A 25,493-nucleotide genomic window follows, 5' to 3' on the forward strand; every position below is an offset into this window, starting at 1 on the left:
TCAGCCGCTATTTGTCCAACAAAAAATCGACCACTTCGTCTAAGACAACTTGTGGGGCCTCCAACTGGGGCAGATGGCCCACATTGTCCAATGTCTTAAACGACGCATGATGGATGAGAGAATGCAGTGCTTCTCCTCGCTGGAGCGGGATCCAGGGATCATCTTTGCCCCACAGAATTTTTACGGGGCAGCGCACATCTCCGAATAATGGCTCAATTTCAGCCGTGTACTTTTCATCAGCCTGCGCGAACTGCCGATAAAAGCTCTTGCGGCCAGCTTCCGACAGCCAAGGCTCGATCAGCTGTTCTAGATCGGCACAGTCGATATCGTTGACCAACGCACCTTCGATATAGGCTCTGACGACAGCCTGATGGATATGTGGGGGGAGTCCAAGAAACGCATCGACGTGACGACCCACATGGTCGAAAAATTCTGAACCCCAGGGACGCATAGCAACAACATTCATTAAAACGTATCGCTCAAACTCACACCCGTGCAGCAAGTGAGCACGGAGAGTCATTGCGCCTCCGAAATCATGCGCGATGACCAAGGGGCGCTCCAGTCCCCAATGCTCAACCATCTCAGCAAAAATCTGCCCTTGTAAATCCAGTGATGTTCGCTGATTATCTGTTTTGGCGGATTTGCCGTAGCCGGGCATGTCATACCAATGGACGTGGAAGTGCTGCTCTAGTCCGGGGATAACGCGATGCCATGAAAAAGAAGACCACGGCCATCCATGCGCTAAGACCAGAGCAGGCCCGTCGCCAGCCGTACCCGCCGCGATCGCACCTGCACTGGTTATTACACGCTGATTAAGTTGCCACGGCATTTAGGTGTCCTGCTTTTTCTCATGTTTTCGCTAACGTTTCAACGTGCGATCGCATCCTGATTGCATTCTCAAAGTCGCGATCGCATCACGAAAATATCCTTATTTCATCGTTTTCCGGTCATTACCAGTGGCACTCCACCCGCAGGTGCCAGCGTGAAGCCCCGTCGCTGTAGCTTCACAGGTTTATTCTCCCCTAGGGCCAATTGATACTGAGCCAAAATCGTCGCCAGAACCAGCTTCATTTCTAGCTGAGCCAGGGCATAGCCCAAACAGCGACGATTGCCGCCGCCAAATGGTAAATATTCAGACGGGGAATATTCACGCTCAAAGAACCGCTCTGGCTTGAACTGCTGAGGATTGGGATAGAGATCCTCGCGATAATGCACCAGATAAATGCTAGGCATCAGCGTCGTTTCAGCATCAAACTGGTATCCGGCAATTTTCATAGACGACTTCGTGATGCGAGGGAAGAGGATCGGGATAACCGGATACATGCGCAGCGTTTCCTGACAGACGGCTGATAGATAAGGAAGCTTCGCAATATCTAACGGTGCTGGATTGTCTCCCAGGCTGTCTAATTCGTGCAGCAGTTTTTCCAGCACGTCTGCATGTCGATGAATTTGATAGAACGCCCAGGCAAGCGTTGTAGCCGTGGTTTCATGCCCAGCGAACAAGATTGTCAGCAGCTCATCTCGCAGTTCCGCATCGGCCATCGCCTGCCCATTTTCATCCCGCGCCGCCATCATCAGGCTGAGCACATCTGTTCCGCCTTCCTTACCTTGCGATCGCCGTTCATCAATTTCGGCTTGCAGCAGCTCATGAACCTGACGCTGTCGCCGCCTCATGCCGCCCCACGGTGTCCAAGCGCCCCAGTCTTGCTGTAGAAACCGCAAAAACAGGACGCTCGATCGCAGTGGAGAATCGGTCATATTGAGCCAGTCGGCTAGCAGAGGCTTGAGCTGTTCATACCGTTCCCCGGTGCTCAAGCCAAAGACCACCTGCAAAATCACCTCCAGGCTAATCTTCTGCATCGCCGTTCGTGCAACGAAGGGTTGACCAACCTGCCACTGCGCTGCCACTTGTTCCGTAATCAGGCAAATCTGCTGCGCATAGGTCTGTAGCCGTTCCCCATGAAACGGCGGCATCAGCAATTTTCGCTCGCGTCGATGGCGCTCGCCATCCAGCAGCATCAGCGAATTTGACCCAACCAGCGGTTCAGCCAGTGCATTACCTCGACCCACATCAAATTTGGCGCTTTGGCTAAAAATCTCCTGAATAACTTGCGGATCTCCCGTGACAACACAGATCGCAATTTGACCCAGCCGCATCGTGAATATGTCGCCATACTGCTGGCTGTATTGGTCTTGAAACCCAATTGGATCGGCAATCCACTTAATCAGCTGCCACCAAGGTGGGCTAGTGATGCAGTTCGGTAGTTGGCTCACCATGATCGTTCTCCACTGCGCTCAACGCATGATTTAACTCTACGTTAGCGCTAGGACAAGTTAGTCATGACAACAGTCAAGCCTTAATCTTTTGTGCGATCGCAGATTAATCAGTTCATCTGTGCAAATCGTCCATCGTGGTGCTTCTACAGCGAGCAGTGGCGCAACCAGTTCCAGCGTTCGTTGTTCCTTCTCGACTGACGGCAGAACATCGGCGCGTCGCGGAAGCCGCAAAACCCAGCGATCTCCCTCAGCGTCCGTCGCTAACGCAACCTGAAAATCAAGACCCGACTCGTTGAATTGCAGCGAATCTGCTTGAATGCTCAAACCATTCTGGTAAGCGAGCTTTAGTATTTCTGGCCGCGATCGCATTTCGTTAAGGATTGTGGATTGAATAACTTGTAAACCGTTCCATCCGTAGGGACACGGCATTGCCGTGTCCCTACCCCAAAGATTTCATCTTATTAAATCCGCGTTGCTAACCATGTCTTTACGCGTTGAGCCTTCAGAGTGATGACCTACAGCTTTTTGAAGTATCGAGCGACTGGAAACAGCTCAAAACCAACCTTTTCGTAAGTATGACGCGCTGGAGCATGACCAGGATCGCCGCCTGTTTCGACCATTGCAATTGACATTCCAGCGTTCTTCATCCAGTCCAGCGCAAACTCGATTAGAGCGCTGCCAATGCCCTGTCCCTGAGCGTCTGGATCGACGGCCACCATGTAAATTTCGCCCATATTGTCCTCTTGGTGGAGCTTTACGGCAATAAAACCAACGACGGAATTTGGAGAATTGGAAGAACCAGAGCCAGATGCGATCGCAACCCATACATGGATGTCTTCCGCCGCACAGACATCCTCGACAGCCTTTTGCTGACTCATCTGCCAACCATCGACATAGAATGCCTGGTACACCTCTGGATTCAGCGCTTGCCGAATTGAATCAAAGACTGGCGTCCATGCCCGCAGCGACAGACCAATCACAACATCAAGGTAGTGAGGAGCATAAGGTTCAATTTGCATCACCACATGAACTCCAGTTGACGGCACGTTCAATTAATATAATACAGCATACTACAAGGAGGGCGAAGGGCTGTAAAGGCTGTAAAGACTGTAGAGGGAATTGAGGAGGGGTTTTAGTTTCTTGTGGTGGGTTGAATTTGCGAAACTCGACATCGGTAATGAATCTGTTGGGTTTTGCGATCGCTTTGGCACAGCCGTGCCTATAGAGCTTCCTAAACTACGACTCGATGATTCTTAAATCAAGAGGGAGGAGCTGCTGCGACGCAGCAAACTCCTCCCTCTTGAGGTCATTAAGCACCCTGAAAAAAACGTTCTACTCTCTATTGCTTAGGAGTGGAATAGAGTTTGGGATTCGGCTTGGGTGCTTCTGCGGCAGGGCCTTGAGGCTCTGGGTTTTCCAGATACTTAAATTCACCCTTGCCATCCGGAGCAGTTCCTTTGGCCCAGCGTCCCTGCTGGCTTTCAGTACCTTCAGACAAGTTCCAGAACGTGTAAGACGCGTCCTGCTTCTCCTGTGACTGCGGGAATCGGCTGGGAACGGGCAGACTTTCCAATCCATCTGCTTTCAGTTCCTCAATCGCCGCCAACCACTGGTTTTGGTGCATGGTATCGCGAGCAATCATGTAGCTCAGCGTATCCTTGACGCCGGGATCAGTCGCCAGGGAGTAGGTCACCTTCTACAGAGAAAAACATCTCTGAGGTGAGAGCCTGCCGTTGAGGTAAGCACAACGATGCGCTAAAACCTGCGGCACCCGCTCAGCGTTCCAGGCAGCGCCAGGGATCTTCGTGCGTTGGTTAATTTGCTTCACCCAGGACTCAACATCCCCCGAGCCAATCGGCCACCCTTCTTCTTGGTAGTAACGATAATTGGGGATGCGGTCACGATGCCGCTCTAGATAGCCACAGAAGCGACGTGCTGCTTCCGACTCGCTCACCTCAAACACATTCATAGCAGCGTCTACTTGTCCCTGCCAAAGAAAGCTGCGAGCGGTTTCGAGTGCTTCTGGAGTGGCTTGGACTTGATGCAAATTTTCCATCAGGTGAAACCAATCGAGGATTTCGTGACGTTGGTGGTCGTTGCCAATCTGGGCATAGATGCCCCAAACCCCATCATGACCATCGCCCAGGCAGTCCACTATCGGGGCTAAGGGGAGGTCATTTGCCCACTCAATCAGGTGTTCGTTGTCTTTGAACCAGGCCATGCCCTGATGCTGCTCACCCAAATTCAAGGCTTTATATTCACGCCACTCAGCCGCTTCCCCCAGCGGCGTGCGCAAGCGAATCATGCCGCCATCCAGGCTCATTTGCTCAACCGGGACCTCACTCGTGGGCAGCTCGAAGTCATGGCGCGCCTCCAACCGCTGCTGCGTTTTCGCACTCACCCGTCGTCCCGTTTGCACCTCTACTTCAATCGCCGCTTGGGCATAAGAAACAATTGCGCTTTGGCGCAGACAGCACAGCTCTAAATAAGGGCTGACCTGTTGTCGGGGACGGACACCGAGTTGTTTGGCCTGTTCACTACTGAGGGATAACCGGCCCAGAATGCTCTCTAGTTGGCGGGGATATCCTTCGTCGGTGCCGGTAACGGTTTGGCAAAAAACTCCCCAATGACTGGCGTGACGTGTTCTTGCACTTGAGCGCGCACCGTTGATTCGATGGCTCCCAAATTTGCCATCGGCTGGTTTTGCTCACAGGCTTCCTGGTACAGTAGTTCCGCGATGCGTTGACTGCACTGTAAGAGTTCTTGGTGTTCCGCTGGCGTCATTAGAGCACCCTCAAAATATCGCTACAGTCTTACTCTAATTTTTCTCTCAAGAAAGTGACCTGCTCCCAGTCGCCATCTCATACAGGCGCACGGCCTGTAGACGACCCTGAGCTTCAGCCTGCACATTTGAGAAGAAGTCGGCCATCAAATTACCAGAGGCCACAATGTAGTTCCCGTTCCAGGGATATCCCACACTGTCAGCCGGTAAAGCGCCGCCGCCAGACATCACAGCATGTTTGGGATTCATACTTGCCATGATGATATCTTTAGCATTCATACCGCCCATGACCCCTTCAACAATTGGGTCAGCGGCAGACTTTTCTTGAACATCCGGTGGTGCTTTATCCACTAGATGCGCGATCAAATTAGCCAGCATTTCAATGTGACCAATTTCTTCGGTACCGATGTCCAGCATCATATCTTTGTACTTTGCAGGACCACGGCAATTCCAGCCTTGGAACAGGTACTGCATCATCACCGACATTTCGCCAAAAGGCCCACCAATTAGCTCTTGTAGCTGCTTAGCATAAACGGGATCTGGGTTTTCTGGCTTGGTGAAATATTGCAGGCGTTTTTTATGGTAGAACATGAAAATTGTTTAGTAATCAACATGAAAAAGCAGATAAGTTTCTGCCTTTTCTGGTACTTTCATGTTTGCAATCTCAAACCGTTTTCCCATCCGTCGAAAGAGCAGTAAAGTAAGCTTTTATTTAATCTGTCACTATTGTCAGAGAAGGCTTAGTTCTAAAGATTCAGAAGATTTACTCTCTCATCATTCTTTAGCAAGTTAACGCCTTGAACACTGGCTCGTTTCGATATTTTTTATGCAATAAATTAAAGGCTTATAACCAAAAGATGACGCGAAATATCGGTTGGAAAAGAAAAGGTTGCCAGCGATCGCACTCTGGCTAATCTAGATCCAAACAATCCGCTGCCTTGAACTACCGTCTTGTATGATTTACAACGGATCAACTGTCTTCAATTTGAATAATCCAAACTGCATTCCACCGATATACGCTGCGACCAGCAGATCAAAGCTGAGGCACATCAAAACGTACCAGGCTGGCGTAAAGCTCGCACCGCGCTCATAAAAATGTAGCCCCAGATCCCAGACGGGATGGAGCAGCCAACCGACCATTAGCCACCAGCGTGAGGAGTACAGTCCCAAAAGGGCAAATAGACCGTATATCGCTATGCCAGCCACTTCTACGGAGATCCATGCTGCGCTTGCCTGTCCTAGAATTGCAAAACCAATGTAGATGAATGCAGCAACCATCAGTCCTACTGCAAGCGTTTGAGTCTGAGTCTCAGGCGTCACAACTCTACAAATGATTAGAAAAATGGCTGCACCCAGCAAGCCAAGCAGCAACGCAAGAATGACCATCATGGGCTGGGAAATCTGAATATCTCACATCTTGCACCTTGCACTTTGAAAACCCGAAGAGGTTGTTTTGCCGCCGCGATGCGGCGGCAAAACAACCCTTCTGGGTTTTAGTGCAAGATGTGAGAATATCAAATACTACAAATGTAGCGCTTCTTTCAGTAAATCCTGATGCATCAGTGCCCGATCCACGAGGGATTGAATTTGATCATCGGTAAGCGGATTGCCATTGGCATAGAACTCAATCCAGGCTTGGCTAAGGTCAGTTGCCGTTGTCGGTAATAATGGCAGGTGCCAAGCGTCTTTCGAACTGGACTGAGCTGAACCCTTGGGATTCAAATCCCAGCCCTTGAGATTGAGCGATCGCATGAGCTGTGTCACCTTTGGATCATAGCTCAACCCCACGCAGCGACAGCCTTCTGCCGCTCCCATCACCAACGCATGAAAGCGCATACCAATGGTCATTTCTACACCGCGAAACACCCCTTTCAACTGGCGCGGCTGCTCCACAGGCAAAATCTTGCTTGGCCCTTTTAACTTGGCCTGAATGAATTCCGCGATCGCAGTATCCTGCACGGGCTGAAAGGGGATGAGTAGAATGCAGGTTTGCGTAGCTTGCTGAAAGGTAACTAACGCCTGAGTGATCAGTTCCAACCGATCGGGAGTGAGCCAGGGATGCGATCGCAGACAGACGGCGACTCGTGGTGCAGGCAAATCCCACAGTCCCGGCAGCGGTTCGGCTTCTAGTGCCCAGACCGGATCGGGAGCTAGCCAGAAGGGAACTCCCCAGTTGGCTAGGATTTCTGCCGACTGCTGATCGCGCACGCTGACAGCGCGACAACCGCGCAAAGCCTGCTGAGTAATCCAGCGTGAGGTGGAACGCCGCAGGGGGCCAACGCCTTGCGCCCAGGCAATGGAGCGCAATCCCATACGCTGGGCTAATCCCATCAGACCGCCGTAGTACACCGGATTGAGGACGCTGGTGCTGTCCTGCATCAAACTGCCGCCGCCCCAGATAAAAACATCGGCCTGCCGTAGGGCTTGCAAAACCTGAAAGGCCGACTTGCGCGGCACGGCATCTACGCCATAGCGATCGCGGGTTTGCTGGGTATTGCCGGATAGCACCACGGGCACCACGTGAGACGGCAACATTTGCAGCAGCGAGGCCAACAGCGCCTCGTCACCGCCATTGCCCTGTCCGTAATAGCCACACAAAACTGCCCTCATCATCGGTCGCTAACATTCTCTACGCTTGTCCCCTTACAATACCTTGCAGGGGAATCATCACCCAATGGTTTCTTAAATCACACAACACTTCAGAATTTATTCACACTAGTTGAATTCGCTATGCATGCTTTATCGATTCCGACTTGGATTATTCACGTTTCCAGCGTGATTGAATGGATTGCCGCGATTTGGCTGATCTGGACGTACAGCAACGTCAGCGGCAACACGGCTTGGCGAGCGCTGTCGTTTGGTATGCTGCCCGCATTGGTCAGCGCTATGTGTGCCTGTACCTGGCACTTTTTTGACAATCCGAATTCTCTAGACTGGCTGGTGACGCTTCAGGCCGCGATGACGGTTGTGGGCAACGTGACGCTATGTATCGCAGGCTGGTGGATTTGGAAAACGGCCAGATCAAAGCAGGCATAGAGATGGAAGTTATCAAGCAAATTAAAACTGGATTCTACAACTGGATTCACGATGATGTGAAACGCGAAGTAAATTCAGATTTTCATTATTTGAGGCAGATCAAAGGACAAACGGCAATAGTTGCCTGCCACTATTTTGACTCACTTAATCCTGCTGAGAGATTAGACTTTGCGATTTCTCTATCAAACAAGTTTTTAACAGAACGCAATAGTGAAATTATTGGGAAATCACCTAAGATAATTGATCGCGTCAGATGGGATAAATTTGAAAAAATAAATAATCAACCCTTTAATCAAGAAAATCTAGAAGAGTTCTACGAAAACAGATTTTTCAAGAAAACTGTAAAACCAAATCATACTCTCCTTGGCCAAGAAGTCAAAGCCGCGTGTGAACCTTGTCTCGGCAAGCCTAAAAGGCTTGGCTCTTCCTTTATTTACAAAACCAAAATCGATAATTTCGTCATCGGTACTGAAATTAAAATAGGTGGTCTTGATCAGCTTACGTATGTCCATTTTGTCAACTATGATAATGGTTTTAATCAACAAAAAGAGTTTCTTTTCCTGACCAATTTTTTAAGATGGCTAGGGATAGGGGAGATTGCTTAGAACTACATCACCGATGAAGATATTCCGAATACTGTAAGCACTTTAAGCGATTTATGTGGTCGCTTTATGAAAGGTATTCAGGATGTTATTTCTGACGCGGTATAAGCTTTTTGCTCGACTTTTGAATAAAAAATAGGACTCATGTTTAACATGAGTCCCCATACGCTGGAATAGGTTACTAGCATCAACCTCACATCGCAGAATCAATAAAGCTACTCACTTGATCCGCTGACGTGGTGTGCCACAACCCGTAGAACGATGATTGAACACCTACAGAGCTATCGTAGAAGTTCTTTCTTCGCTAACTATGCCCAAATTTGTGAGATTGATCACAGTTTGCTTGTGCTCTGAAGCAATTCGCTACGTTTCTTTGCGATCGCACATTTTTGATCACACACCAGCTATGTATGAAGCACCGTCTGCACAATCCGTAGCGATCGCGTCCGATTAATCGCTGCTGCCAGTTCAAAACGGCGACAGGTGACGATATCGCCCTCCGGTAGCCAAGTCATCGCGTCCCAGCCTTTGGTGGCAATGTCCTGCATCACCTGATCGAGGATTTCAGTTAGAGATTGCGACTCGTCCAGATAAGACTGGAGATGCACCATTGCAACTGCGATCGCGCGTACCTGTCCCGGTTCCACGATCTGCTCCAGTGCCGACAGATCGATGTCTTCTGTGCCAAAGGCAAGCTGGTCTACGCCGCGTACCGACCATTTGACAGACTTCTTGCCCCGACTGGGATCGAGGCAGTTAGCTGCGGGGATTCGTTTCGTTAATTCGCCAAAGGATTTTCCGCCTTCTGCCTGCCGATCGGTGGGATACTGCTGGGCAATCTGCCGCGCTTCTGCCGTCACCTCACGCGGCCCAAAATTCTCCATCGCAATCACCGTATCGGCCACGTCAAAGTAGTCACCGCTGCCGCCCATGACCAGGATGGTCGAAATATCCAGATCCTGCTTGAGCTGTCTTACCTTATCGATAAACGGCGTAATCGGCTCGTCATCCTTGGCAATCAGCGCCTGCATTCTGCGATCGCGAATCATGAAGTTGGTTGCAGCCGTATCTTCGTCTACTAGGAGTACCTGAGCCTGAGCTGCGATCGCTTCGATAATATTGGCCGCTTGCGACGTGCTGCCGCTTGCGTTGGGCGTGGAGAACGCTTGAGTATCACGACCTTGGGGCAGGTGGTTAATAAACGGCGAAATATTGACTCCGGCAACACTACGGCCATCCTCGGCGCGAATCTTCACCGCATCAGCATTCGTCACCACCCACTCGCGACCATCACCGGGAATATGGTTGTAAATCCCCAGCTCAATCGCCCGCAGCAAGGTCGATTTACCGTGATAGCCGCCACCCACAATCAGCGTCACTCCGGTGGGAATGCCCAATCCGGTAATCGTGCCATAGTGGGGTCGCTCAAAGGTCACTTGCAAGGATTCCGGCGCTTGAAACGGAATCGCTTCTTTGGCATCTAATGGCCGATCATCCACACCGCTGCGACGCGGCAGGATAGCACCGTTGGCGATGAAGGCAACTAGATTTTGGCAGGGGAGTTGCGATCGCAACCAGTCGGCATCTTCGGCAGTGTCTACGTGGGCTTGAATAGTCTTTGCATTGAGGTTCTCATAGATCAATGCCCGTTCAACCAGCGCGGGAATGTCATCACACAGCATTTCTGCCGCCTGCTGTCCGGCAATCCGGCGACCAAAGGCAGGTAGGCCGACGACGAATCGCGCTTCTACCCAGTCGGCATTGATCCAGACCGATGTGCGCTCTAAAGCCGCTTGTCCCGGCTGTGTCATCGAAATTAAGCCGCTTTTGCCGCTGCCGCGCCGCTGCCGTAAATCCTGAGTCGCCTGGTAGAACTGACGGGTGAGATAGTCTCTTACGGCAATTTCGCGACTGCGATTGTGGAACAGCGTTGATGGAAATCGGGCTTCATCCTGGGGTACCCGCACCCGTACTTGACTCGGTGCGGCAAACGGATCGCCCTGCACCCGATCAATAATCAGATCAAAGCCAGGAAAAGCATACTCGCCTTTGATGTCTCGATATGCTTTGTAGCTCCGCTGGTCAAGAGCAAGCAGCATTTGACGGAGAGCATTTTGTTGATCACCCATGTATATCTGATTCCGCTTTTGCTTCAATCTTCTAAAAATTCTTTAGCAATGTTCACATCCTATCGATAAAAGAGAGGCATTCGTCGGCATAAAATAACCTCTTCGGGTAATTGGTTTACAAGGTGCAAACTGCAAAAATACAAAGCACTATAAAGTCTAATATTCAAGACGTTAGTAATCTCAACTGGAAAATTGCAGGTGGGGGTGATTTTGATAGAGATGGTCGATTAAACGAGCTAGTCTGGCGCAATTATGAAACTGGAAAAAATGTTGTCTGGTCTGTAAATCCAGATGGAACGAAACAAACGCAATCTCTAGATTCACTTAGTAATCTAAATTGGCGAATTGAAGGAGTTTCAGATTTTGATGGGGATGGCTTTGCAGATGACTTGCTGTGGCATAACTCTACATTAGGTCGTACAAGTGTCTGGTTTATCGATGATGGTGCAGTAACAAGCGCAGCTCAGATCACGCCAGCAGTTCCTGGCGGTAGCTGGAGTCCAGTCATTTAACTTTAAGAACTCAATATACTCACATCTTGCACCAAAACTCAGAAGGGTTACTTTGCCGCCGCATCACGGCAAAACAACCTCTTCAGGCTCTCAACGTGCAAGGTGCAAGATGTGAGATATATCGAAATATGGTTTCAATGAGGCGAGCATTCAATAGGTGAGATTTCGGGCGTTGCTTTATTATGAGTCAGGATTGTTGACTCACGATAAAGCAGGTCACATGTCTCGTCCAGTTATTTATATTGCAATTACGAATCATGGCTTTGGTCATGCGACGCGCACGGCAGGGGTAGCCGCGACGATTCAGAAATTTTGTCCCGATGTGCTGCTGGCGTTTGTGACGACGGCTCCCCGCTGGCTGCTGGAGTCTTACTTACCGAATAGCGATTTTATTCATCGGCCCCGCAGCTTTGATGTGGGAGTGGTGCAGAGCGATAGTCTGACGATGGATAAGGCGGCGACGTTGGAGAAGCTAAAGCAAATCCGAGATCGCAGTTCTCAAATTATCAGCGCCGAAGCCAATTTTATTGCCCAAAATAAAGCCTGTTTAGTTCTAGCCGATATTCCGCCGCTAGCGGCTGCGATCGCAGAGGCGGCGGGTGTCCCCTGCTGGATGATGAGCAACTTTGGCTGGGATTTGATTTATCGGGAGTGGAGCGGCGAGTTCGTCGAGATGGCCGACTGGATTAGTCAGCAGTTTGCCAAGTGCGATCGCTTATATCGCTATCCGTGGCATGAGCCAATGAGTGCTTTCAAAAACGTGATTGACGTGGGGCTAACGGGTGGCGATCCGGGCCATGACGGGGATACGTTACGAGAAAAATTTGGCATCACCGCGCCCCAAGAACAAACGATTTTGCTCACCTTCGGCGGTTTGGGACTAGCGGGCATTCCCTACGGCAATCTGGCTCGGTTTCCGGACTGGCAGTTTATTACCTTTGACCGACAGGCTCCCGACCTGCCCAATTTGATTCAGGTGACGGAGCGCGCCTATCGGCCTGTGGACTTTATGCCGCTGTGTGGGCGGGTGGTTTCGAAACCAGGATTTGGCACCTTCAGCGAAGCCTGTCGGGTGGGCGTGCCGATTGTGACGATTACCCGTGAAGGATTTGCCGAAACGCCGTTTTTGCTGGCGGGTATTCAGGATAATGCCCATCACCTAATTGTGTCGCCCGAAGAGTTTACGGCAGGCGACTGGTCGTTTCTTCACCAGCCCATGCAGCCACCGCGACAGGCTGAGCCATTCCCAAAGGATGGCAATAGCGCGATCGCACAGGCGGTTGTGGACTACATTGCAGCAGGAGGCAGCGGATGAGGGAACGCGATGGCAATCAGCAGATGAGTGTGCGACTGAGATCGCTGTTGAATCAGGTGCAGGCGTGGTTCTCGCGGCGACAGGCTAGCCGTACTGAGCAGCAATCCGATTCACTGCCAGAAGATTTGGCCGATGCGATCGCGCATGATATCAAGCAGTTAAAGTGGCCAGAGATCTACTACACGACCGTACAAGACAAGCTGGCATCTACCATTCAGCAGTGGCAAGACGACCCGGACGATGAACCAAATCATTTGGTCGTTTTAAGCAGTCCTGTAGACTCACCAGCGGAATTGTTGAATACGCTGGCCGCCGAACAAACTGAGTTCACCGTCGTTTATCCGCTACCCTCGAAGCGGCTCACGCAGATCTCCAATCAGGCCAGTCAGCTACGGCGCATCCTAGAGGATCAGACGGAACAGCAAGAGATCACGATGCCGAATGGTAATGGGAAGCCCGATGAGCATGAAAAGAATGGCGCTGACGCTGCGGATGCCGTGCCCCCTCAGCCCCCCAAGCCGATTTTGATGGTGATCCCAGAACTGCACCAGAATTTTCTACGCAGCATTGGTGGCTGGCAAGAACTGATCGAAGTGCGGGATGCGGTGGTGCAGTATCCTCATGTGTTCTGGCTGATTGGCTGCAATGCCTGGGCCTGGGAATTTCTAGACCGCGTTTGCCAAATTCGCGCCTACTTTGGCTGTTGTACATCGCTACCCGATCTATCCGGCAAAGATTTACAGGACTGGCTCAGTGCGATCGCAACTCACCTGCTCGAACCCGACAGCGACGACCTAAATGCGCCATCCTTTGAGTCCGAATCCTACTGGAAAGGACTCGCCAACCTCTCACGCGGCGGCAGCCGCGCCGCCGCTCAACTCTGGCTCAAATCACTCCGCATCCGCACTTCCGACAAAACAACCGAGCCCCCCCACGATCCAACCCATCCGGCCAACCATCATTCATCCACCACCCCGCACCATCAATCCTCCAACCACTCCCCATCTTCACCACCCACCCATCCCTCATCCACCCATCCACCCATCCACCCATCTCCCCCTTCACCACCAACTCATCCTCCCACCCAACTACCCTCCCACTGGGCCAACAAACTCCATCAAACCCACCCCGTCCTGCCCAGCCTGCCATCGATCACCATGAAAGATCGCTATCTGCTGCACTCCCTGCTGCTGCACGGTGCCATGACGCGATCGCACTTGGCGCTGAGCTTGGGAGAAACAGAAAGTATTTTGCGATCGCAAGCCCAACTCCTACTCCGCCAAGGTGTTTTAGAACAGCACCAAGGACGGCTCGCCGTCAGCCCCAAGCATTATCCCCGGCTTAAAACGGAACTCGCGGACAATAACTTTCTAGTGGGAGAAATCTGATGGACATCACGCTACTGGAAACGGCGCTACAGCCCGATTTAGAGCACTTCATGCACTTCACGCACTTATCGGAGCTGCTTTCTCCCGTTTATTGGCTAGCGCAGGATGGCGACGGTCTACGACCACAGGACATCTTTACCGACATCACGGTACGTAAAATCATCAAAACCGTCTTGGTGATTCTGCTGGCCTATAGTCTGAGTCGCGCCGCCCAGTCTTTGACCAACTGGGTTTCGGAACAGGTTGCCCGTCGCTATCGGCTGATTGTCAAACAGTCGCTTCCCTTCTGGAAAGGACTGATCCTGATTGTGATCACGGCCTATCTAATCAACCTGTTCTTTGACTTATCTGAGGAAAATCTGTTTGCCGTGACCGGAACGATTGCCGTGGCGCTGGGTTTTGCCTTCAAAGATTACGTCACCTCGATCATTGCGGGCATTGTCGCTCTGTTTGAAGCGCCTTATCGAGTGGGCGATCGCGTGCGGATCGGCGACAGCTACGGCGAAGTGGTTAGCTACGGTCTGCGGAGCATTCGGCTGCGCACCCTGGATGACAATCAGGTCACGATTCCCCACAGCAAAACCTGGACAGACGCGATCTCCAATGCCAACAGCGGCAGTTTGGAAGCCCAAGTGATTACTCACTTTTATTTTGAACACGGCATCGATGTCGAACAGGTCTTTCAAATCCTTTACGAAGCCGCCTACAGCAGCAAATACACTCAGCTCAACTTGCCTATCGTTGTCGTTATGGAAGAACTCGCCTGGGCCACCCATTTTCGCCTCAAAGCCTATCCCATCGATGCCCGCGATGAAATCGTCTATCAAACCGATCTGACTCGCCGCGCCAAACAAGCCTTCGCCGAAGCTCAGCTTCAATATCCTAAAACTGCCCCTCTATCGAATGCACCTGAGTGATATCGCGTAAAAGCTGCATTGTGAACATCGGAGCAGGGGCAGAATTATTTCGTGTTCATCAACAAACATCTGAAAATATGACGTTGCGTAGGGGCGAATGGCCATTCGCCCCTACTGTCCTACGACGGAGGCGGGCAATGGAGCCGCATGGGTCGTCCCAATTGAAGACATCGGAGCTAAAAATTTCGCTAATACGATTGATGATGCGCGAATAGCCTCTCTCTACGTTGAACTTATCAGTACATCGAGAGGACAACCCCCTAATGGCAAAGCAGGCAAATCAGTTCAAACCGGGCGATCGGGTCGAATGGAGCGCTGGCTCCGGTACAACAACCGGCGAAATTCAAAAACAAGTGACCCAAAACACGACGGTACATGGTCAAACCGTTGCGGCCTCTGAGGATGATCCACGCTACCTGGTGAAAAATGACAGCACGGGCACTGTAACCGGACATCGTCCTGACACGTTGCGCAGGGTATCCGGCTCTCAATCTCAATCCAGATCCAAATCCAACACGTCAAAAGCAGACGCATCTAAATCAGACACATCAGACAAGACGGCTCACTCGTCTTCTGGACAGCAGCCGGACGCTGATGAACTGGATACCGCGCTGCAAGACTTTAAGGATGCCGTCAATATGACCGCCAAGGAAATTGAGCGCTGGCTTCAGACTGACGAAAGCCAGTCCGTTGGTCAAGATTCAGGCGATGGCGAGTCGAAGGGCCGCAAATCCGGGAAATACATCATCGAACTGCTCAACAAGAACAAGTCTGACTACGACGATGACGATGTTCACCAGATGAAACGGGTCGTCAGCTACGTGCATCGTCACTCAGCCCAGAAGCCTTCTGGCGATATTGAGGACACCAACTGGCGCTACTCCCTGATGAACTGGGGCCACGATCCGCTCAAGTCATAGCTAACATTCGTAGGGGCAAATGGCCATTTGCCCCTACAACCCGACATATAGCTGTAGTCAGCTAGGTTAAGACACGAACATTTTTGTAGTGCGGCGGAGCCGCGCTACAAAAATGTCCTAACCAACATGGCTACCGCTATAGAAGTTGCTGATCCATCGGCGCGTGTCCATCTAAGATGGATAAAGCAGATACTGTCACAACTTCACTTATGACAACGACGACCTCCAACACTCAGCATTTTCAGAAAAGTCTCAGCATTCGTACCTCGGGCAAATCACTCCACAAAATTACTGCCGAGGTTCGGGATGTGGTCAGCCAGTCGGGCATCCAAACCGGATTATGCACCGTCTTTTTACGTCACACCTCAGCCAGCCTCGTGATTCAAGAGAACGCTGACCCCGACGTGCTGCGCGACATGGAGCGCTTTTTCTCCAAGCTCGTTCCCGAAGATAACTCCTACATTCACAGCACCGAAGGCCCCGACGATATGCCCGCCCATCTGCGGACGGCTCTAACGCATACGTCCGAGAATATCCCAGTCGGCAACGGTCGGCTACTGCTCGGCACCTGGCAAGGCATTTACCTCTGGGAACACCGTGCCAGAGGCCATCACCGTGAAGTGATCGTACATGTCTCCGGCTATTAATTTTTTGCGGGTGAACTCGTAGGTTGAGCTGAAGCATAAAACCAACATCAGCAATCAATAAATCAATGTGCGATCGCAACATTGCTTTCATGATCGCAATTCCCTGAAGCTGTTGGGTTTCGCGTTGCTCAACCCAACCTACAGAGTTTCATGCCCTCTACAGCCCTTTACAACCCAAATTCCGCCTTCTATGACCGACTCTAATTCCGTGATTTCAAAAACTAATCCATTGTCAGATGCGATCGCAGATAATATTCCAGATAACACCGACACCGATACGCCAACTCCATCACTTGACTTTGGCCTGCCGCTGATTCCCGCTGCGCCGGAAGGATTCCGGTCGGGATTTGTCGGCATTGTCGGTCGCCCCAATGTTGGCAAGTCAACCTTGATGAACTATCTGGTGGGGCAGAAAATCGCCATCACCTCCCCTATTGCCCAGACGACGCGCAATCGGCTGCGGGGCATTCTGACAACCGACGCCGCGCAAATTATTTTTGTCGATACGCCGGGGATTCATAAGCCGCACCATCAGCTCGGAAAGGTATTGGTGCAAAATGCGCGGATTGCGATTCAGTCTGTTGATGTGGTGCTGTTTGTCGTGGAAGCGACAAGCGAAGCGGGCGGCGGCGATCGCTTTATTGCCGAGCTGCTGGCGGAGCAAAAAACTCCCGTCTTACTCGGTATCAACAAAATTGACCTGCAAGCCGACGACGCTTCAGTAGATGCCTCAATCATGGAGCGAAGCTATACCGCGATGGCTAAAGCTCACGGTTGGTCAATCCACAAGTTCTCAGCCGTGACCGGAGAAGGTGTAGAAGACCTGCAAGCCGCGCTGATTCAGCATTTGGAACCTGGCCCCTACTACTATCCGCCGGATCTGGTCACCGATCAGCCGGAGCGGTTCATTATGGGTGAGCTAATTCGGGAGCAGATTTTGCTGCACACGCGGGAGGAAGTGCCCCACTCAGTTGCGATCGCAATTGACCGGGTGGATGAGGAACCGGATATTACGCGCATTTTGGCGACGGTGAACGTGGAGCGCAAGTCGCAAAAGGGCATCATCATCGGCAAGGGCGGTGCCATGATCAAAGCCATCGGCTCCGATGCGCGGCAGCAAATTCAAAAGCTAATTGCTGGAAAGGTTTACCTGGAGCTGTTTGTGAAGGTGCAGCCCAAGTGGCGGCAGTCGCGATCGCGGTTGGCGGAATTGGGGTATCGGGTGGAAGAATAATCGTAAGAAAAAAGCGCTGCGTTGCAGCGCTTTTTTCTTACCAGTTAAATCGTCGTCAGTGTCCGCTGACGATATCGGTAGTAGGCCGCACAGGCTCCTTCAGATGACACCATTGGTGCGCCGAGGGGATGATCGGGGGTGCAGCGGGTGCCGAAGGCGGGGCAGGTTTCCGGTTTGCGGAGTCCCTGGAGAATGAGACCGCTGATGCATTCAGTGGCATTGGTAGCGGGCTGCACCGGAGTGGTCAAAATTCCCTTTTGCAGGGCATCAAACTGGGCATACTCTAGGCGTAGACCAAGGCCGCTTTGAGGAATTTCGCCGAGGCCGCGCCAGATTTGGGGCACGACTTGAAAGACCTGCTGAATCACCTGCTGAGCGGTGGTGTTGCCCTGCTGCCGGACGGAGCGGCGATACTGGTTTTCCACTTCGGCCCGACCGGATTCGAGCTGCTGAATGCAGAGATAAACGCCTTGCAGAATGTCCACAGGTTCGAAGCCCGTGACGACAATAGGCACCTGGAACCGATCTGAGATCGCACCATACTCTTCATAGCCCATCACGGTGCAGACGTGACCCGCTGCTAAAAAGCCCTGCACCTGACAGTCTGGTGAGGAGAGTAACGCTTCCATGGCGGGCGGCACTAATACATGGGATACGAGTAACGAGAAATTGTCTAAGCCCTGCTGTTTGGCTTGATAAACGGCCATTGCGGTAGCGGGTGCAGTGGTTTCAAAGCCGACAGCGAAAAAGACGACTTCTTTGTCGGGATTGGCTTGGGCAATGGTCAGGGCATCCAGCGGCGAGTAGACCATGCGGACATCGCCGCCGTTGGCTTTGACGCTGAGCAGGTCGGTGGGGACGGGTGCGCCGCTGGCCGAGTCAGGGACGGAACCGGGGACGCGCAGCATGTCGCCGAAGGAGCAGAAGATCACATTGGGCTGACGAGCCAGTGCGATCGCAGTGTCGATCACTTCGGCGGAGGTGACGCAGACAGGGCAGCCGGGGCCATGAATTAGGGTAATTTCAGGCGGGAGTAATCTATCCAGGCCGTATTTGACGATGGCGTGGGTTTGGCCGCCGCAGATTTCCATCAGTGTCCAGGGGCGGGTGGTGAGATCTGCGATCGCGGTTGCGTAGTGTTGGGTGAGATCTGCGTCGCGGTATTCGTCAACGAATTTCATGGGTGGTTTAGGTGTTGCTTTGGGGCGCTTTTGTTAAATGGTTTTGTTGGGTGGGAAAAACCCCGTTTGTGGGGGCGCTTGCCCCCACGCCCCCGCTGGAGGACGGTCGCGTCCCCCAGACCCCCTCCGAAAAAACTAATCTGTGGGTGTCAATGGTTGGGGGTCATGGGGGGTATGGGGTGTTTCTCTGTGGCGTAGGGGCAAACGGCGTTCGCCCTTTGGAAATATAGAGGCTTAAAGAAATCTAGACGATTGTTTACAGAGCCTATTATGTGATGACAATCAGCATGGCATTGCCTTGATTGCTTGCAGAAACGTAGTAGTCAACAAAATCCTGAAAAAATTGCTCAAAGCTGATATCGTCTTCATCCCAAGACTCATCTAAATCTATCTCTAGAAGCTCAAGTCGTTCCTCAAGGCTTTCACAGATTTCGGACAGCAAAGTCGAAACTTGTACAACCTCATCCGCTGTCAAAAAACGATAAATGTCACCGTACTTAAATTGAGTCACACCAAGTACTGCATTGACACAGATACAGTTGCGACCTTTGATGAGCTTTTCAGTCGTAAGGTATGAAACCTCCTCCGTATCATAGTTCAGAACATCATGAAGCTCTCGCCATCCATTACATAAATCGAATCGCTGATTCCTTTTACCTTCTTCAACAATTTGAGCAAGGTTAATTTGATGAACCTGGACTTTCAGGCGATCTCCGTCGGATAGATTAAATTCAGCCTCAATTTCCTCAATATTGTTTGAATCTGCGATTCTGTCAGCACGCAAAAAGACATCAAGGAAGTTTTCGCCTTGCTGGATATATTCCAGAACTTGAGGCGATAACTGCTGCAAACCAACCTGTATGGACATATCATCTCAAAGCTCAACAACACTCTGAGTAAAAGTTTTCCCTGGATTTGCTTCTGCAAATCAAAGATCACACAGGCAGTGTCGGATGGTAGGTTTGAACGGCTTTCATGTATTGCACGCGTTCGAATTCGCTGGGGTCGGGGCAGGCGCGTTGGCTCATGGTGCCGATTAGGGATTGGTAGGATTCGTATTCGTGGTCTTCTAGCCAGCGGACGAGTTCGGTTTCGATGTCGCGCAGGTGGTGAATGCCGTGGCGCAGGAGGGCGCTGACGATGTAGGAGATTTTGGCTCCGGCCATGCCCATGCGGATGACATCCACACCGTGGTGAATACCGCCCGTAGCGGCAAAATCAGCGCTGACCCGTCCGTACAAAATGGCGATCCAGCGCATGGGTAGGCGCAGATCTTGGGGGGTGCTGAGCAGGACGTGGGGTTTGACTTCTAGAGCCTCTACGTCGATGTCGGGCTGATAAAAACGATTGAACAGGACTAGGCCGTCAGCACCGTTCGCAGTAAGCTGATCGGCGACATGGGCCAGGCTGGTGAAGTAGGGGCTGAGCTTGACGGCAACGGGGATGGTCACGGCGGCTTTGACGGCGCGGACGATGGCGTAATACTGCTGCTCAATGTCGCTGGCGGAGAGGGTGATGTCGGTAGGAATGGCGTAGATATTGAGTTCTAGGGCATCGGCTCCGGCCTGTTCAATTTGGCGAGCGTAGTCTGTCCAGCCGCCCATGCTGGTGCCGTTCAGACTGGCAATAATCGGCATCTGCACCATTTCTTTGGCGCGGCGAATATGCTCCAGATACAGCGACGGGCCAACGTGAAACACGTCGGGTTCGGGGAAGTAGGTGAGGGCTTCAGCAAAGCTGTCGGTGCCCTGCTGCATGTGGTGATGCAGATCGAACATGTCTTGCTCAATTTGCTCTTCAAACAGGGAGTGCAACACAACTGCCGCTGCGCCAGCGTCTTCCATCCGCTTCAGATTATCCAGGTCTTCGGAGAGGATAGCCGCTGCACCTACAACCAGGGGCGATCGCAAGTTTAATCCCAGATAGGTAGTCGTTAAATCCATGTGGTTTCTCCTGACCAATTGATAAATAGCGAGCGAATCAATGAAGGGAAAGGTGCGATCGCATATTTACAACACCTGCGATCGCACCGGGACGCGAGGACTAAACGGTTGAACCCGTTGGCGGTGCGGATGAGGACGAATCCGAGGCGGGTTTGTGACCGTTACCCGATTCTTGTCCGGCATCGTGACCATTGGTTTGCATGTGCCGAGCGGCCAGAGACTGGTACAGTTGCCAACGCGTGTCTACGTCGGACTGGGCTAGCTCGGCCAGTTGCTTAGCGGCTTCCGGCTTGGTGCGGGTCAGCAGCTTGAAGCGGTTTTCGCTATACATGGCCTGTTCCACGGGCAGCTTGGGCGAGCGGGAATCAATCACCAGCGGGTTTTCGCCCTGCTCTGTCCGGCGAGGGTCATAGCGGTAGAGCAGCCAGCGACCGGAATCCACCATTGCTTTTTGCTGCTTCAGACCGTCAGCCAAGTTAATGCCGTGGGCGATACAGTGCGAATAGGCAATGATCAGGGATGGCCCCTCATAAGCTTCGGCTTCCATAAAGGCGCGTAGGGTATGCTCATCGCGGGCACCCATGGCGACGCTGGCCACGTAGACGTTACCGTAGGTCATCGCCATCAGCCCCAGATCCTTCTTAGGTGCAGGTTTGCCACCTGCCGCAAACTTGGCGACGGCACCCCGTGGAGTGGACTTGGACATTTGGCCGCCCGTGTTCGAGTACACCTCCGTATCAAGCACCAGAACGTTGATATTGCGTCCGCTGGCCAGAGCGTGATCCAAACCACCGTAGCCGATGTCATAGGCCCAACCGTCACCGCCAATCAGCCAAACGCTCTTCTTGACCAGGTAGTCGGCCACCGCTTTCAGAGCCATCAGTTTCTGGCGCTGACTGGCTTCGGTGGTAGCGGCCAGTGCTTGTTCAATCTGCTGCTTCAGCGTGGCGACCCGCCCCCGCTGTTCAAAGATTTCGGCTTCGTCCGTTTGGTTGGTAGCCAGGATGGCCGTTGCCAAATCGCGGGGAATCGGGCCAGTATCGGTCAAGGCAAGCTGCTGCACTAGCTCGCGGGCATATTCCGTTTGCTTGTCTACCGCAACGCGGAAGCCCATGCCAAACTCGGCGTTGTCCTCAAATAGGGAGTTCGACCAGGCTGGCCCCCGTCCTTCGGCGTTGTAGCTCCAGGGGGTGGTCGGCAGGTTGCCGCCGTAGATAGAGGAGCAACCCGTAGCATTGGCCACCAACATGCGATCGCCAAATAGCTGCGTCGCCAGTTTGATGTACGGCGTCTCACCACAGCCCGCACAGGCACCGGAGAACTCAAACAGCGGCTCCTGCATTTGCTGGTGAGCAATTTTATGCAGATTCAAGCCTTGGCGGTCAGGATTGGAGATATTGAGGAAGAAATCCCAGTTTTCCCGCTCTTGCTCCCGCAAGGGTAGCTGTGGCTCCATATTCAGCGCTTTCTTGCGCGGTTCCGCCTTGTTCTTAGCGGGGCAGACATCGACGCAGAGGGTGCAGCCCGTACAGTCTTCGGCAGCGACTTGGATGGTGAATTTTTCGCCTGACCAGTCGCGATCGCGGGCATCGGTACTCTTAAACGTAGCGGGTGCGCCTTCAAGCACGTTAGGTTCATAGACCTTGGCTCGAATGACCGCGTGGGGACAGACCATGACACACTTGCCGCACTGGACACAGACATCGGGGTCCCAAACCGGAATTTCATCGGCGATATTGCGCTTCTCCCATTTGGCCGTGCCGCAGGGATAGGTGCCGTCTACGGGCAGGGCGCTGACCGGGATCTCATCGCCCTGCCGCGCCATCATCTTACCGAGCACGTTGCGCACAAAGGCGGGCGCGGTGTCGGGCACCCAGGAACCGGGAGCCGCACCGTCGGCAGCGGGAATCGCTGCGTAGCTCTGGTAATCGACTTCGTACAGGTTATCCAGGGTCTGATCGACAGCGTTCAGGTTCATCTGCACCACCGCTTCGCCCTTCTTGCCATAGGTCTTGCGGATGGACTGCTTAATTTGAGCAATCGCATCTTCTCGCGGTAGTACACCTGCGATCGCAAAAAAGCACACCTGCATCACGGTGTTGATCCGCTGCCCCATACCTGCATCTTTAGCGACTTGAGAAGCGTTAATCACGTAGAAGCGGAGCTGCTTGCGGATAATCGCTTCCCGCTGAAACTCCGGCAGTCGCTGCCAAGTTTCTTCTGGGCTGTAGGGACTGTTGAGCAGGAATGTGCCCTGGGGATTCGCTGCTGAGAGCAGGTCAAACTTTTCTAGGAATTGCCACTGGTGACAGGCGACAAAGTTGGCGCTGGACACCAGGTAGGTGGAGCGAATCAGCTCTGGCCCAAAGCGTAGGTGCGACACGGTCACGGAGCCGGACTTCTTCGAGTCGTAGACGAAGTAGCCCTGGGCGTAGTTATCGGTTTCTTCGCCAATGATCTTGATCGAGTTCTTGTTGGCTCCAACGGTACCGTCCGAACCGAGGCCGTAGAAGATGGCACGAACCACTTGATCCGATTCCGTCGAGAAGGCGGGATCAACGGCAAGCGAGGTGTGGGTAACATCGTCGTTGATGCCGACCGTGAAGTGATTTTTCGGCTCAGCAGCGGTCAAGTTATCGAAGACAGCCTTAACCATTGCAGGCGTGAATTCTTTGGAGGACAGGCCATAGCGACCGCCCACCACTTTCACCGCTGATCGCTGCGCTTCAGCCAGCGTGCCAACCACATCCAGGTAGAGCGGTTCGCCCGTGCTGCCCGGTTCCTTGGTGCGATCCAAGACGGCCAAAGCCTTCACAGTGCTGGGTAGGGCATCGACAAAGCTTTGCAAATCAAATGGACGATAGAGCCGCACTTTCAGAACGCCGACTTTCTCATCTTGAGCCACCAGCGCATCCACCGCTTCATGGGCCGTTTCGCAGCCGGAACCCATCAGCACCACCACTCGCTCGGCATCGGGCGCACCGTGATAGTCGTACAGGCGATACTGCCGTCCGGTCAGCTTGGCAAAGTCATCCATTGCCTGCTGCACAATTTCGCTGGCAGCGTTGTAATAGGTGTTGACGCTTTCCCGCGCCTGGAAGTAGACATCCGGGTTCTGAGCCGTACCGCGAATCACGGGTCGATCCGGCGTGAGCGCCCGTGCCCGATGCGCCAGCACATAGTCATCAGAAATGAACTCCCGCAGGATCTCGTCCGGCAGCAGCGACACCTTCTGAATTTCGTGCGAGGTGCGGAACCCATCAAAGAAATGCAGGAAGGGAATGCGCGATTCCAGCGTGGCCCGAGTTGCGATCGCCGCTAAATCCTGAGCTTCTTGCACCGACGCGGAACAGAGCAGCGCACAGCCCGTTGACCGCACAGCCATCACGTCACTGTGGTCGCCAAAAATGGACAATCCCTGAGCCGCTAGGGAACGAGCCGCAATGTGAATCACGGCTGGGGTCAACTCTCCCGCAATTTTGTAAAGGTTGGGGATCATCAACAGCAGCCCTTGAGACGCGGTAAACGTCGTGGTCAACGTGCCCGCCTGGAGTGCCCCGTGGACAGCTCCGGCTGCACCCGCTTCGCTCTGCATCTCAACCACTGATGGAGTCGATCCCCATAGGTTGGGTTGGTCTGCGGATGCCCAAGCATCGGCCCATTCGCCCATGGGTGAAGCGGGGGTGATGGGGTAGATGGCGATGACTTCACTGAGGCGATAGGCAACGCGGGCAACGGCTTCGTTCCCATCCAGCGTGGCAAAGGTTTGAGATAGCATGGCTCTTTCCTCGCGAGAAAGCTTGACGATGAATGGATGCACAGGATGAGTTAGACTCACCCGGCTACATCTGGTGGTTGTCGCTGCAAACGAGTTGGTAGACTCTTTGGCAAACTCTGCCATATCGCAGTGGTGCAAACGACAAATAAATTGCGAAAAATCTTTGAATGACCTGCGAAACTATCAATCTATAAGTCGGCTATGAATCGGGCCAGCAAATCGGGCCAGTAAATCGGGCTAGTGAATACACTGAATCAGTCTTGATCAAGTCAGGATTGAGTCTGAAATTTTTCCTTGATCAGTCTTCTTGCAACAAAATCTTAGATCGGGATTGGGCTTTATATCGTTCCATCCAATACATTAAATGGCTCATCTGCCAAGAATAATAATTAAGAAATGATTGACAGAAGCTGGCAAAAATCCTGGCAAAAATTAATAACGACGACAACAGCAAACAGTTAATTAATCCTTAATACTTCAACCAACCTCGTATCAATAAAAAGATCAATTAACCAAGCCATACTTCCACTATAGTTCTGATTAATTAGTCGGATTGAGCTGATCCAAGTAACTTAATGTTTCGGCAGCTTCTGTTTCATCAATGACGCTGAGGGCAAAGCCAACATGCACCAGCACATAGTCCCCCACCTGAGCCTCTGGAACGTAGGCCAGGCTGACCTCTCGCAGCACACCGCTAAAGCTAACCTTGCCCATGCGCCACAGCGATGAGTCGTCAGAGTCCTGATTTTGACTGCTGATTTGATCAGTAATACTAACAAGCTTTCCGGGTACTGAAAGACACATAATTAAATGCCCTAAAAATGTCGTAATT

24 protein-coding genes are annotated in these 25,493 nt (G+C 52.3%); 9 read left to right on the plus strand and 15 right to left on the minus strand.

The features are described from left to right. Nucleotides 1-7: 7 nt before the first annotated feature. The 9 genes from AC286M_RS07400 to csaB all read right to left on the minus strand — a co-directional run bounded on the left by AC286M_RS07400 (nucleotide 8) and on the right by csaB (nucleotide 7,672). Entirely contained in the window at nucleotides 8-829 is an 822-nt protein-coding gene (locus AC286M_RS07400; RefSeq protein WP_488203766.1) for an alpha/beta fold hydrolase, read from the minus strand. A 104-nt stretch (nucleotides 830-933) separates the two neighbouring features. Further along, nucleotides 934-2,277: a cytochrome P450 gene (locus AC286M_RS07405; protein ID WP_488203767.1), complete on the minus strand. Its 1,344-nt coding sequence runs from the start codon at nucleotides 2,275-2,277 to the stop codon at nucleotides 934-936. A 57-nt stretch (nucleotides 2,278-2,334) separates the two neighbouring features. After that, nucleotides 2,335-2,706 carry a phosphotransferase gene (locus tag AC286M_RS07410; RefSeq protein WP_488203768.1) on the minus strand — a complete coding sequence of 124 codons (372 nt, stop codon included), beginning with the start codon at nucleotides 2,704-2,706 and terminating at the stop codon, nucleotides 2,335-2,337. 86 nt (nucleotides 2,707-2,792) lie between these two features. Beyond that, nucleotides 2,793-3,296 (minus strand): GNAT family N-acetyltransferase, encoded by a 504-nt coding sequence (locus AC286M_RS07415; protein ID WP_488203769.1) that lies wholly within the window; start codon nucleotides 3,294-3,296, stop codon nucleotides 2,793-2,795. A 320-nt stretch (nucleotides 3,297-3,616) separates the two neighbouring features. Further along, entirely contained in the window at nucleotides 3,617-3,970 is a 354-nt protein-coding gene (locus AC286M_RS07420; RefSeq protein WP_488203770.1) for a manganese catalase family protein, read from the minus strand. A 3-nt stretch (nucleotides 3,971-3,973) separates the two neighbouring features. Next, a protein-coding gene (locus tag AC286M_RS07425) for an ISKra4 family transposase (protein WP_488202786.1) occupies nucleotides 3,974-5,061 on the minus strand; the annotation gives its coding sequence in 2 pieces (ribosomal slippage) (nucleotides 3,974-4,890 and nucleotides 4,890-5,061; 1,089 coding nt in all). A 46-nt stretch (nucleotides 5,062-5,107) separates the two neighbouring features. Further along, the gene (locus AC286M_RS07430; protein WP_488203771.1) at nucleotides 5,108-5,650 is read right to left on the minus strand and encodes a manganese catalase family protein; all 543 of its coding nucleotides are present in this window, start codon (nucleotides 5,648-5,650) and stop codon (nucleotides 5,108-5,110) included. 369 nt (nucleotides 5,651-6,019) lie between these two features. Next, nucleotides 6,020-6,448 (minus strand): DUF6010 family protein, encoded by a 429-nt coding sequence (locus AC286M_RS07435; protein ID WP_488203772.1) that lies wholly within the window; start codon nucleotides 6,446-6,448, stop codon nucleotides 6,020-6,022. 132 nt (nucleotides 6,449-6,580) lie between these two features. Beyond that, nucleotides 6,581-7,672 (minus strand): polysaccharide pyruvyl transferase CsaB, encoded by a 1,092-nt coding sequence (csaB, locus tag AC286M_RS07440; RefSeq protein ID WP_488203773.1) that lies wholly within the window; start codon nucleotides 7,670-7,672, stop codon nucleotides 6,581-6,583. A gap of 117 nt (nucleotides 7,673-7,789) precedes the next feature. On the opposite strand from csaB, the gene AC286M_RS07445 reads away from it, so the two are divergent. Beyond that, complete coding sequence (locus tag AC286M_RS07445; protein ID WP_488203774.1) at nucleotides 7,790-8,095, plus strand: DUF2499 domain-containing protein; 306 nt, start codon at nucleotides 7,790-7,792, stop codon at nucleotides 8,093-8,095. Continuing rightward, on the plus strand, nucleotides 8,065-8,700 hold the full coding sequence (locus AC286M_RS07450; RefSeq protein ID WP_488203775.1) for a hypothetical protein: 636 nt from the start codon (nucleotides 8,065-8,067) through the stop codon (nucleotides 8,698-8,700). The genes AC286M_RS07445 and AC286M_RS07450 overlap by 31 nt, the downstream gene beginning before the upstream one ends. 401 nt (nucleotides 8,701-9,101) lie before the next feature. Here AC286M_RS07450 and AC286M_RS07455 read toward each other — a convergent pair whose 3' ends face one another. Further along, entirely contained in the window at nucleotides 9,102-10,826 is a 1,725-nt protein-coding gene (locus AC286M_RS07455) for an ABC-ATPase domain-containing protein (protein WP_488203776.1), read from the minus strand. 122 nt (nucleotides 10,827-10,948) lie between these two features. On the opposite strand from AC286M_RS07455, the gene AC286M_RS07460 reads away from it, so the two are divergent. The 7 genes from AC286M_RS07460 to era all read left to right on the plus strand — a co-directional run bounded on the left by AC286M_RS07460 (nucleotide 10,949) and on the right by era (nucleotide 17,759). After that, nucleotides 10,949-11,338, plus strand: coding sequence for a hypothetical protein (locus AC286M_RS07460; protein WP_488203777.1), 390 nt, complete (start codon nucleotides 10,949-10,951; stop codon nucleotides 11,336-11,338). A 220-nt stretch (nucleotides 11,339-11,558) separates the two neighbouring features. Continuing rightward, the gene (locus AC286M_RS07465; RefSeq protein WP_488203778.1) at nucleotides 11,559-12,653 is read left to right on the plus strand and encodes a glycosyl transferase; all 1,095 of its coding nucleotides are present in this window, start codon (nucleotides 11,559-11,561) and stop codon (nucleotides 12,651-12,653) included. After that, on the plus strand, nucleotides 12,650-14,041 hold the full coding sequence (locus AC286M_RS07470) for a hypothetical protein (RefSeq protein ID WP_488203779.1): 1,392 nt from the start codon (nucleotides 12,650-12,652) through the stop codon (nucleotides 14,039-14,041). Before AC286M_RS07465 ends, AC286M_RS07470 begins: the two co-directional genes overlap by 4 nt. After that, nucleotides 14,041-14,958: a mechanosensitive ion channel family protein gene (locus AC286M_RS07475; protein WP_488203780.1), complete on the plus strand. Its 918-nt coding sequence runs from the start codon at nucleotides 14,041-14,043 to the stop codon at nucleotides 14,956-14,958. Before AC286M_RS07470 ends, AC286M_RS07475 begins: the two co-directional genes overlap by 1 nt. 263 nt (nucleotides 14,959-15,221) lie before the next feature. Continuing rightward, complete coding sequence (locus AC286M_RS07480; protein WP_488203781.1) at nucleotides 15,222-15,878, plus strand: HVA1 family protein; 657 nt, start codon at nucleotides 15,222-15,224, stop codon at nucleotides 15,876-15,878. Nucleotides 15,879-16,087: 209 nt separating this feature from the next. Further along, the gene (locus tag AC286M_RS07485; RefSeq protein ID WP_488203782.1) at nucleotides 16,088-16,525 is read left to right on the plus strand and encodes a secondary thiamine-phosphate synthase enzyme YjbQ; all 438 of its coding nucleotides are present in this window, start codon (nucleotides 16,088-16,090) and stop codon (nucleotides 16,523-16,525) included. Nucleotides 16,526-16,733: 208 nt separating this feature from the next. Further along, nucleotides 16,734-17,759, plus strand: a complete 1,026-nt coding sequence (gene era, locus AC286M_RS07490; protein WP_488203783.1) for a GTPase Era — start codon at nucleotides 16,734-16,736, stop codon at nucleotides 17,757-17,759. Between the two features lie 44 nt (nucleotides 17,760-17,803). On the opposite strand, the gene hypD is transcribed toward era, so the two are convergent. The 5 genes from hypD to AC286M_RS07515 form a co-directional block, all read right to left on the minus strand. Then, entirely contained in the window at nucleotides 17,804-18,940 is a 1,137-nt protein-coding gene (gene hypD / locus AC286M_RS07495; protein ID WP_488203784.1) for a hydrogenase formation protein HypD, read from the minus strand. Nucleotides 18,941-19,208: 268 nt separating this feature from the next. Continuing rightward, the gene (locus AC286M_RS07500) at nucleotides 19,209-19,808 is read right to left on the minus strand and encodes a hypothetical protein (RefSeq protein ID WP_488203785.1); all 600 of its coding nucleotides are present in this window, start codon (nucleotides 19,806-19,808) and stop codon (nucleotides 19,209-19,211) included. Between the two features lie 67 nt (nucleotides 19,809-19,875). Continuing rightward, entirely contained in the window at nucleotides 19,876-20,883 is a 1,008-nt protein-coding gene (locus AC286M_RS07505; protein ID WP_488203786.1) for a dihydroorotate dehydrogenase-like protein, read from the minus strand. Between the two features lie 100 nt (nucleotides 20,884-20,983). Next, complete coding sequence (gene nifJ / locus AC286M_RS07510; protein ID WP_488203787.1) at nucleotides 20,984-24,661, minus strand: pyruvate:ferredoxin (flavodoxin) oxidoreductase; 3,678 nt, start codon at nucleotides 24,659-24,661, stop codon at nucleotides 20,984-20,986. Nucleotides 24,662-25,201: 540 nt separating this feature from the next. After that, the gene (locus AC286M_RS07515; RefSeq protein ID WP_488203788.1) at nucleotides 25,202-25,465 is read right to left on the minus strand and encodes a HypC/HybG/HupF family hydrogenase formation chaperone; all 264 of its coding nucleotides are present in this window, start codon (nucleotides 25,463-25,465) and stop codon (nucleotides 25,202-25,204) included. Nucleotides 25,466-25,493 lie beyond the last annotated feature (28 nt).

The organism is Thainema salinarum CENA647, assembly GCF_057732415.1.

What these genes read in the sequence shown, in the direction of transcription:
- AC286M_RS07400 (WP_488203766.1), bottom strand. Translation starts at nt 829, where the DNA reads ATGCCGTGGCAACTTAATCAGCGTGTAATAACCAGTGCAGGTGCGATC.
- AC286M_RS07405 (WP_488203767.1), bottom strand. Translation starts at nt 2,277, where the DNA reads ATGGTGAGCCAACTACCGAACTGCATCACTAGCCCACCTTGGTGGCAG.
- AC286M_RS07410 (WP_488203768.1), bottom strand. Translation starts at nt 2,706, where the DNA reads ATGCCGTGTCCCTACGGATGGAACGGTTTACAAGTTATTCAATCCACA.
- AC286M_RS07415 (WP_488203769.1), bottom strand. Translation starts at nt 3,296, where the DNA reads ATGCAAATTGAACCTTATGCTCCTCACTACCTTGATGTTGTGATTGGT.
- AC286M_RS07430 (WP_488203771.1), bottom strand. Translation starts at nt 5,650, where the DNA reads ATGTTCTACCATAAAAAACGCCTGCAATATTTCACCAAGCCAGAAAAC.
- AC286M_RS07435 (WP_488203772.1), bottom strand. Translation starts at nt 6,448, where the DNA reads ATGATGGTCATTCTTGCGTTGCTGCTTGGCTTGCTGGGTGCAGCCATT.
- csaB (WP_488203773.1), bottom strand. Translation starts at nt 7,672, where the DNA reads ATGATGAGGGCAGTTTTGTGTGGCTATTACGGACAGGGCAATGGCGGT.
- AC286M_RS07445 (WP_488203774.1), top strand. Translation starts at nt 7,790, where the DNA reads ATGCATGCTTTATCGATTCCGACTTGGATTATTCACGTTTCCAGCGTG.
- AC286M_RS07455 (WP_488203776.1), bottom strand. Translation starts at nt 10,826, where the DNA reads ATGGGTGATCAACAAAATGCTCTCCGTCAAATGCTGCTTGCTCTTGAC.
- AC286M_RS07465 (WP_488203778.1), top strand. Translation starts at nt 11,559, where the DNA reads ATGTCTCGTCCAGTTATTTATATTGCAATTACGAATCATGGCTTTGGT.
- AC286M_RS07470 (WP_488203779.1), top strand. Translation starts at nt 12,650, where the DNA reads ATGAGGGAACGCGATGGCAATCAGCAGATGAGTGTGCGACTGAGATCG.
- AC286M_RS07475 (WP_488203780.1), top strand. Translation starts at nt 14,041, where the DNA reads ATGGACATCACGCTACTGGAAACGGCGCTACAGCCCGATTTAGAGCAC.
- AC286M_RS07480 (WP_488203781.1), top strand. Translation starts at nt 15,222, where the DNA reads ATGGCAAAGCAGGCAAATCAGTTCAAACCGGGCGATCGGGTCGAATGG.
- AC286M_RS07485 (WP_488203782.1), top strand. Translation starts at nt 16,088, where the DNA reads ATGACAACGACGACCTCCAACACTCAGCATTTTCAGAAAAGTCTCAGC.
- hypD (WP_488203784.1), bottom strand. Translation starts at nt 18,940, where the DNA reads ATGAAATTCGTTGACGAATACCGCGACGCAGATCTCACCCAACACTAC.
- AC286M_RS07500 (WP_488203785.1), bottom strand. Translation starts at nt 19,808, where the DNA reads ATGTCCATACAGGTTGGTTTGCAGCAGTTATCGCCTCAAGTTCTGGAA.
- AC286M_RS07505 (WP_488203786.1), bottom strand. Translation starts at nt 20,883, where the DNA reads ATGGATTTAACGACTACCTATCTGGGATTAAACTTGCGATCGCCCCTG.
- nifJ (WP_488203787.1), bottom strand. Translation starts at nt 24,661, where the DNA reads ATGCTATCTCAAACCTTTGCCACGCTGGATGGGAACGAAGCCGTTGCC.
- AC286M_RS07515 (WP_488203788.1), bottom strand. Translation starts at nt 25,465, where the DNA reads ATGTGTCTTTCAGTACCCGGAAAGCTTGTTAGTATTACTGATCAAATC.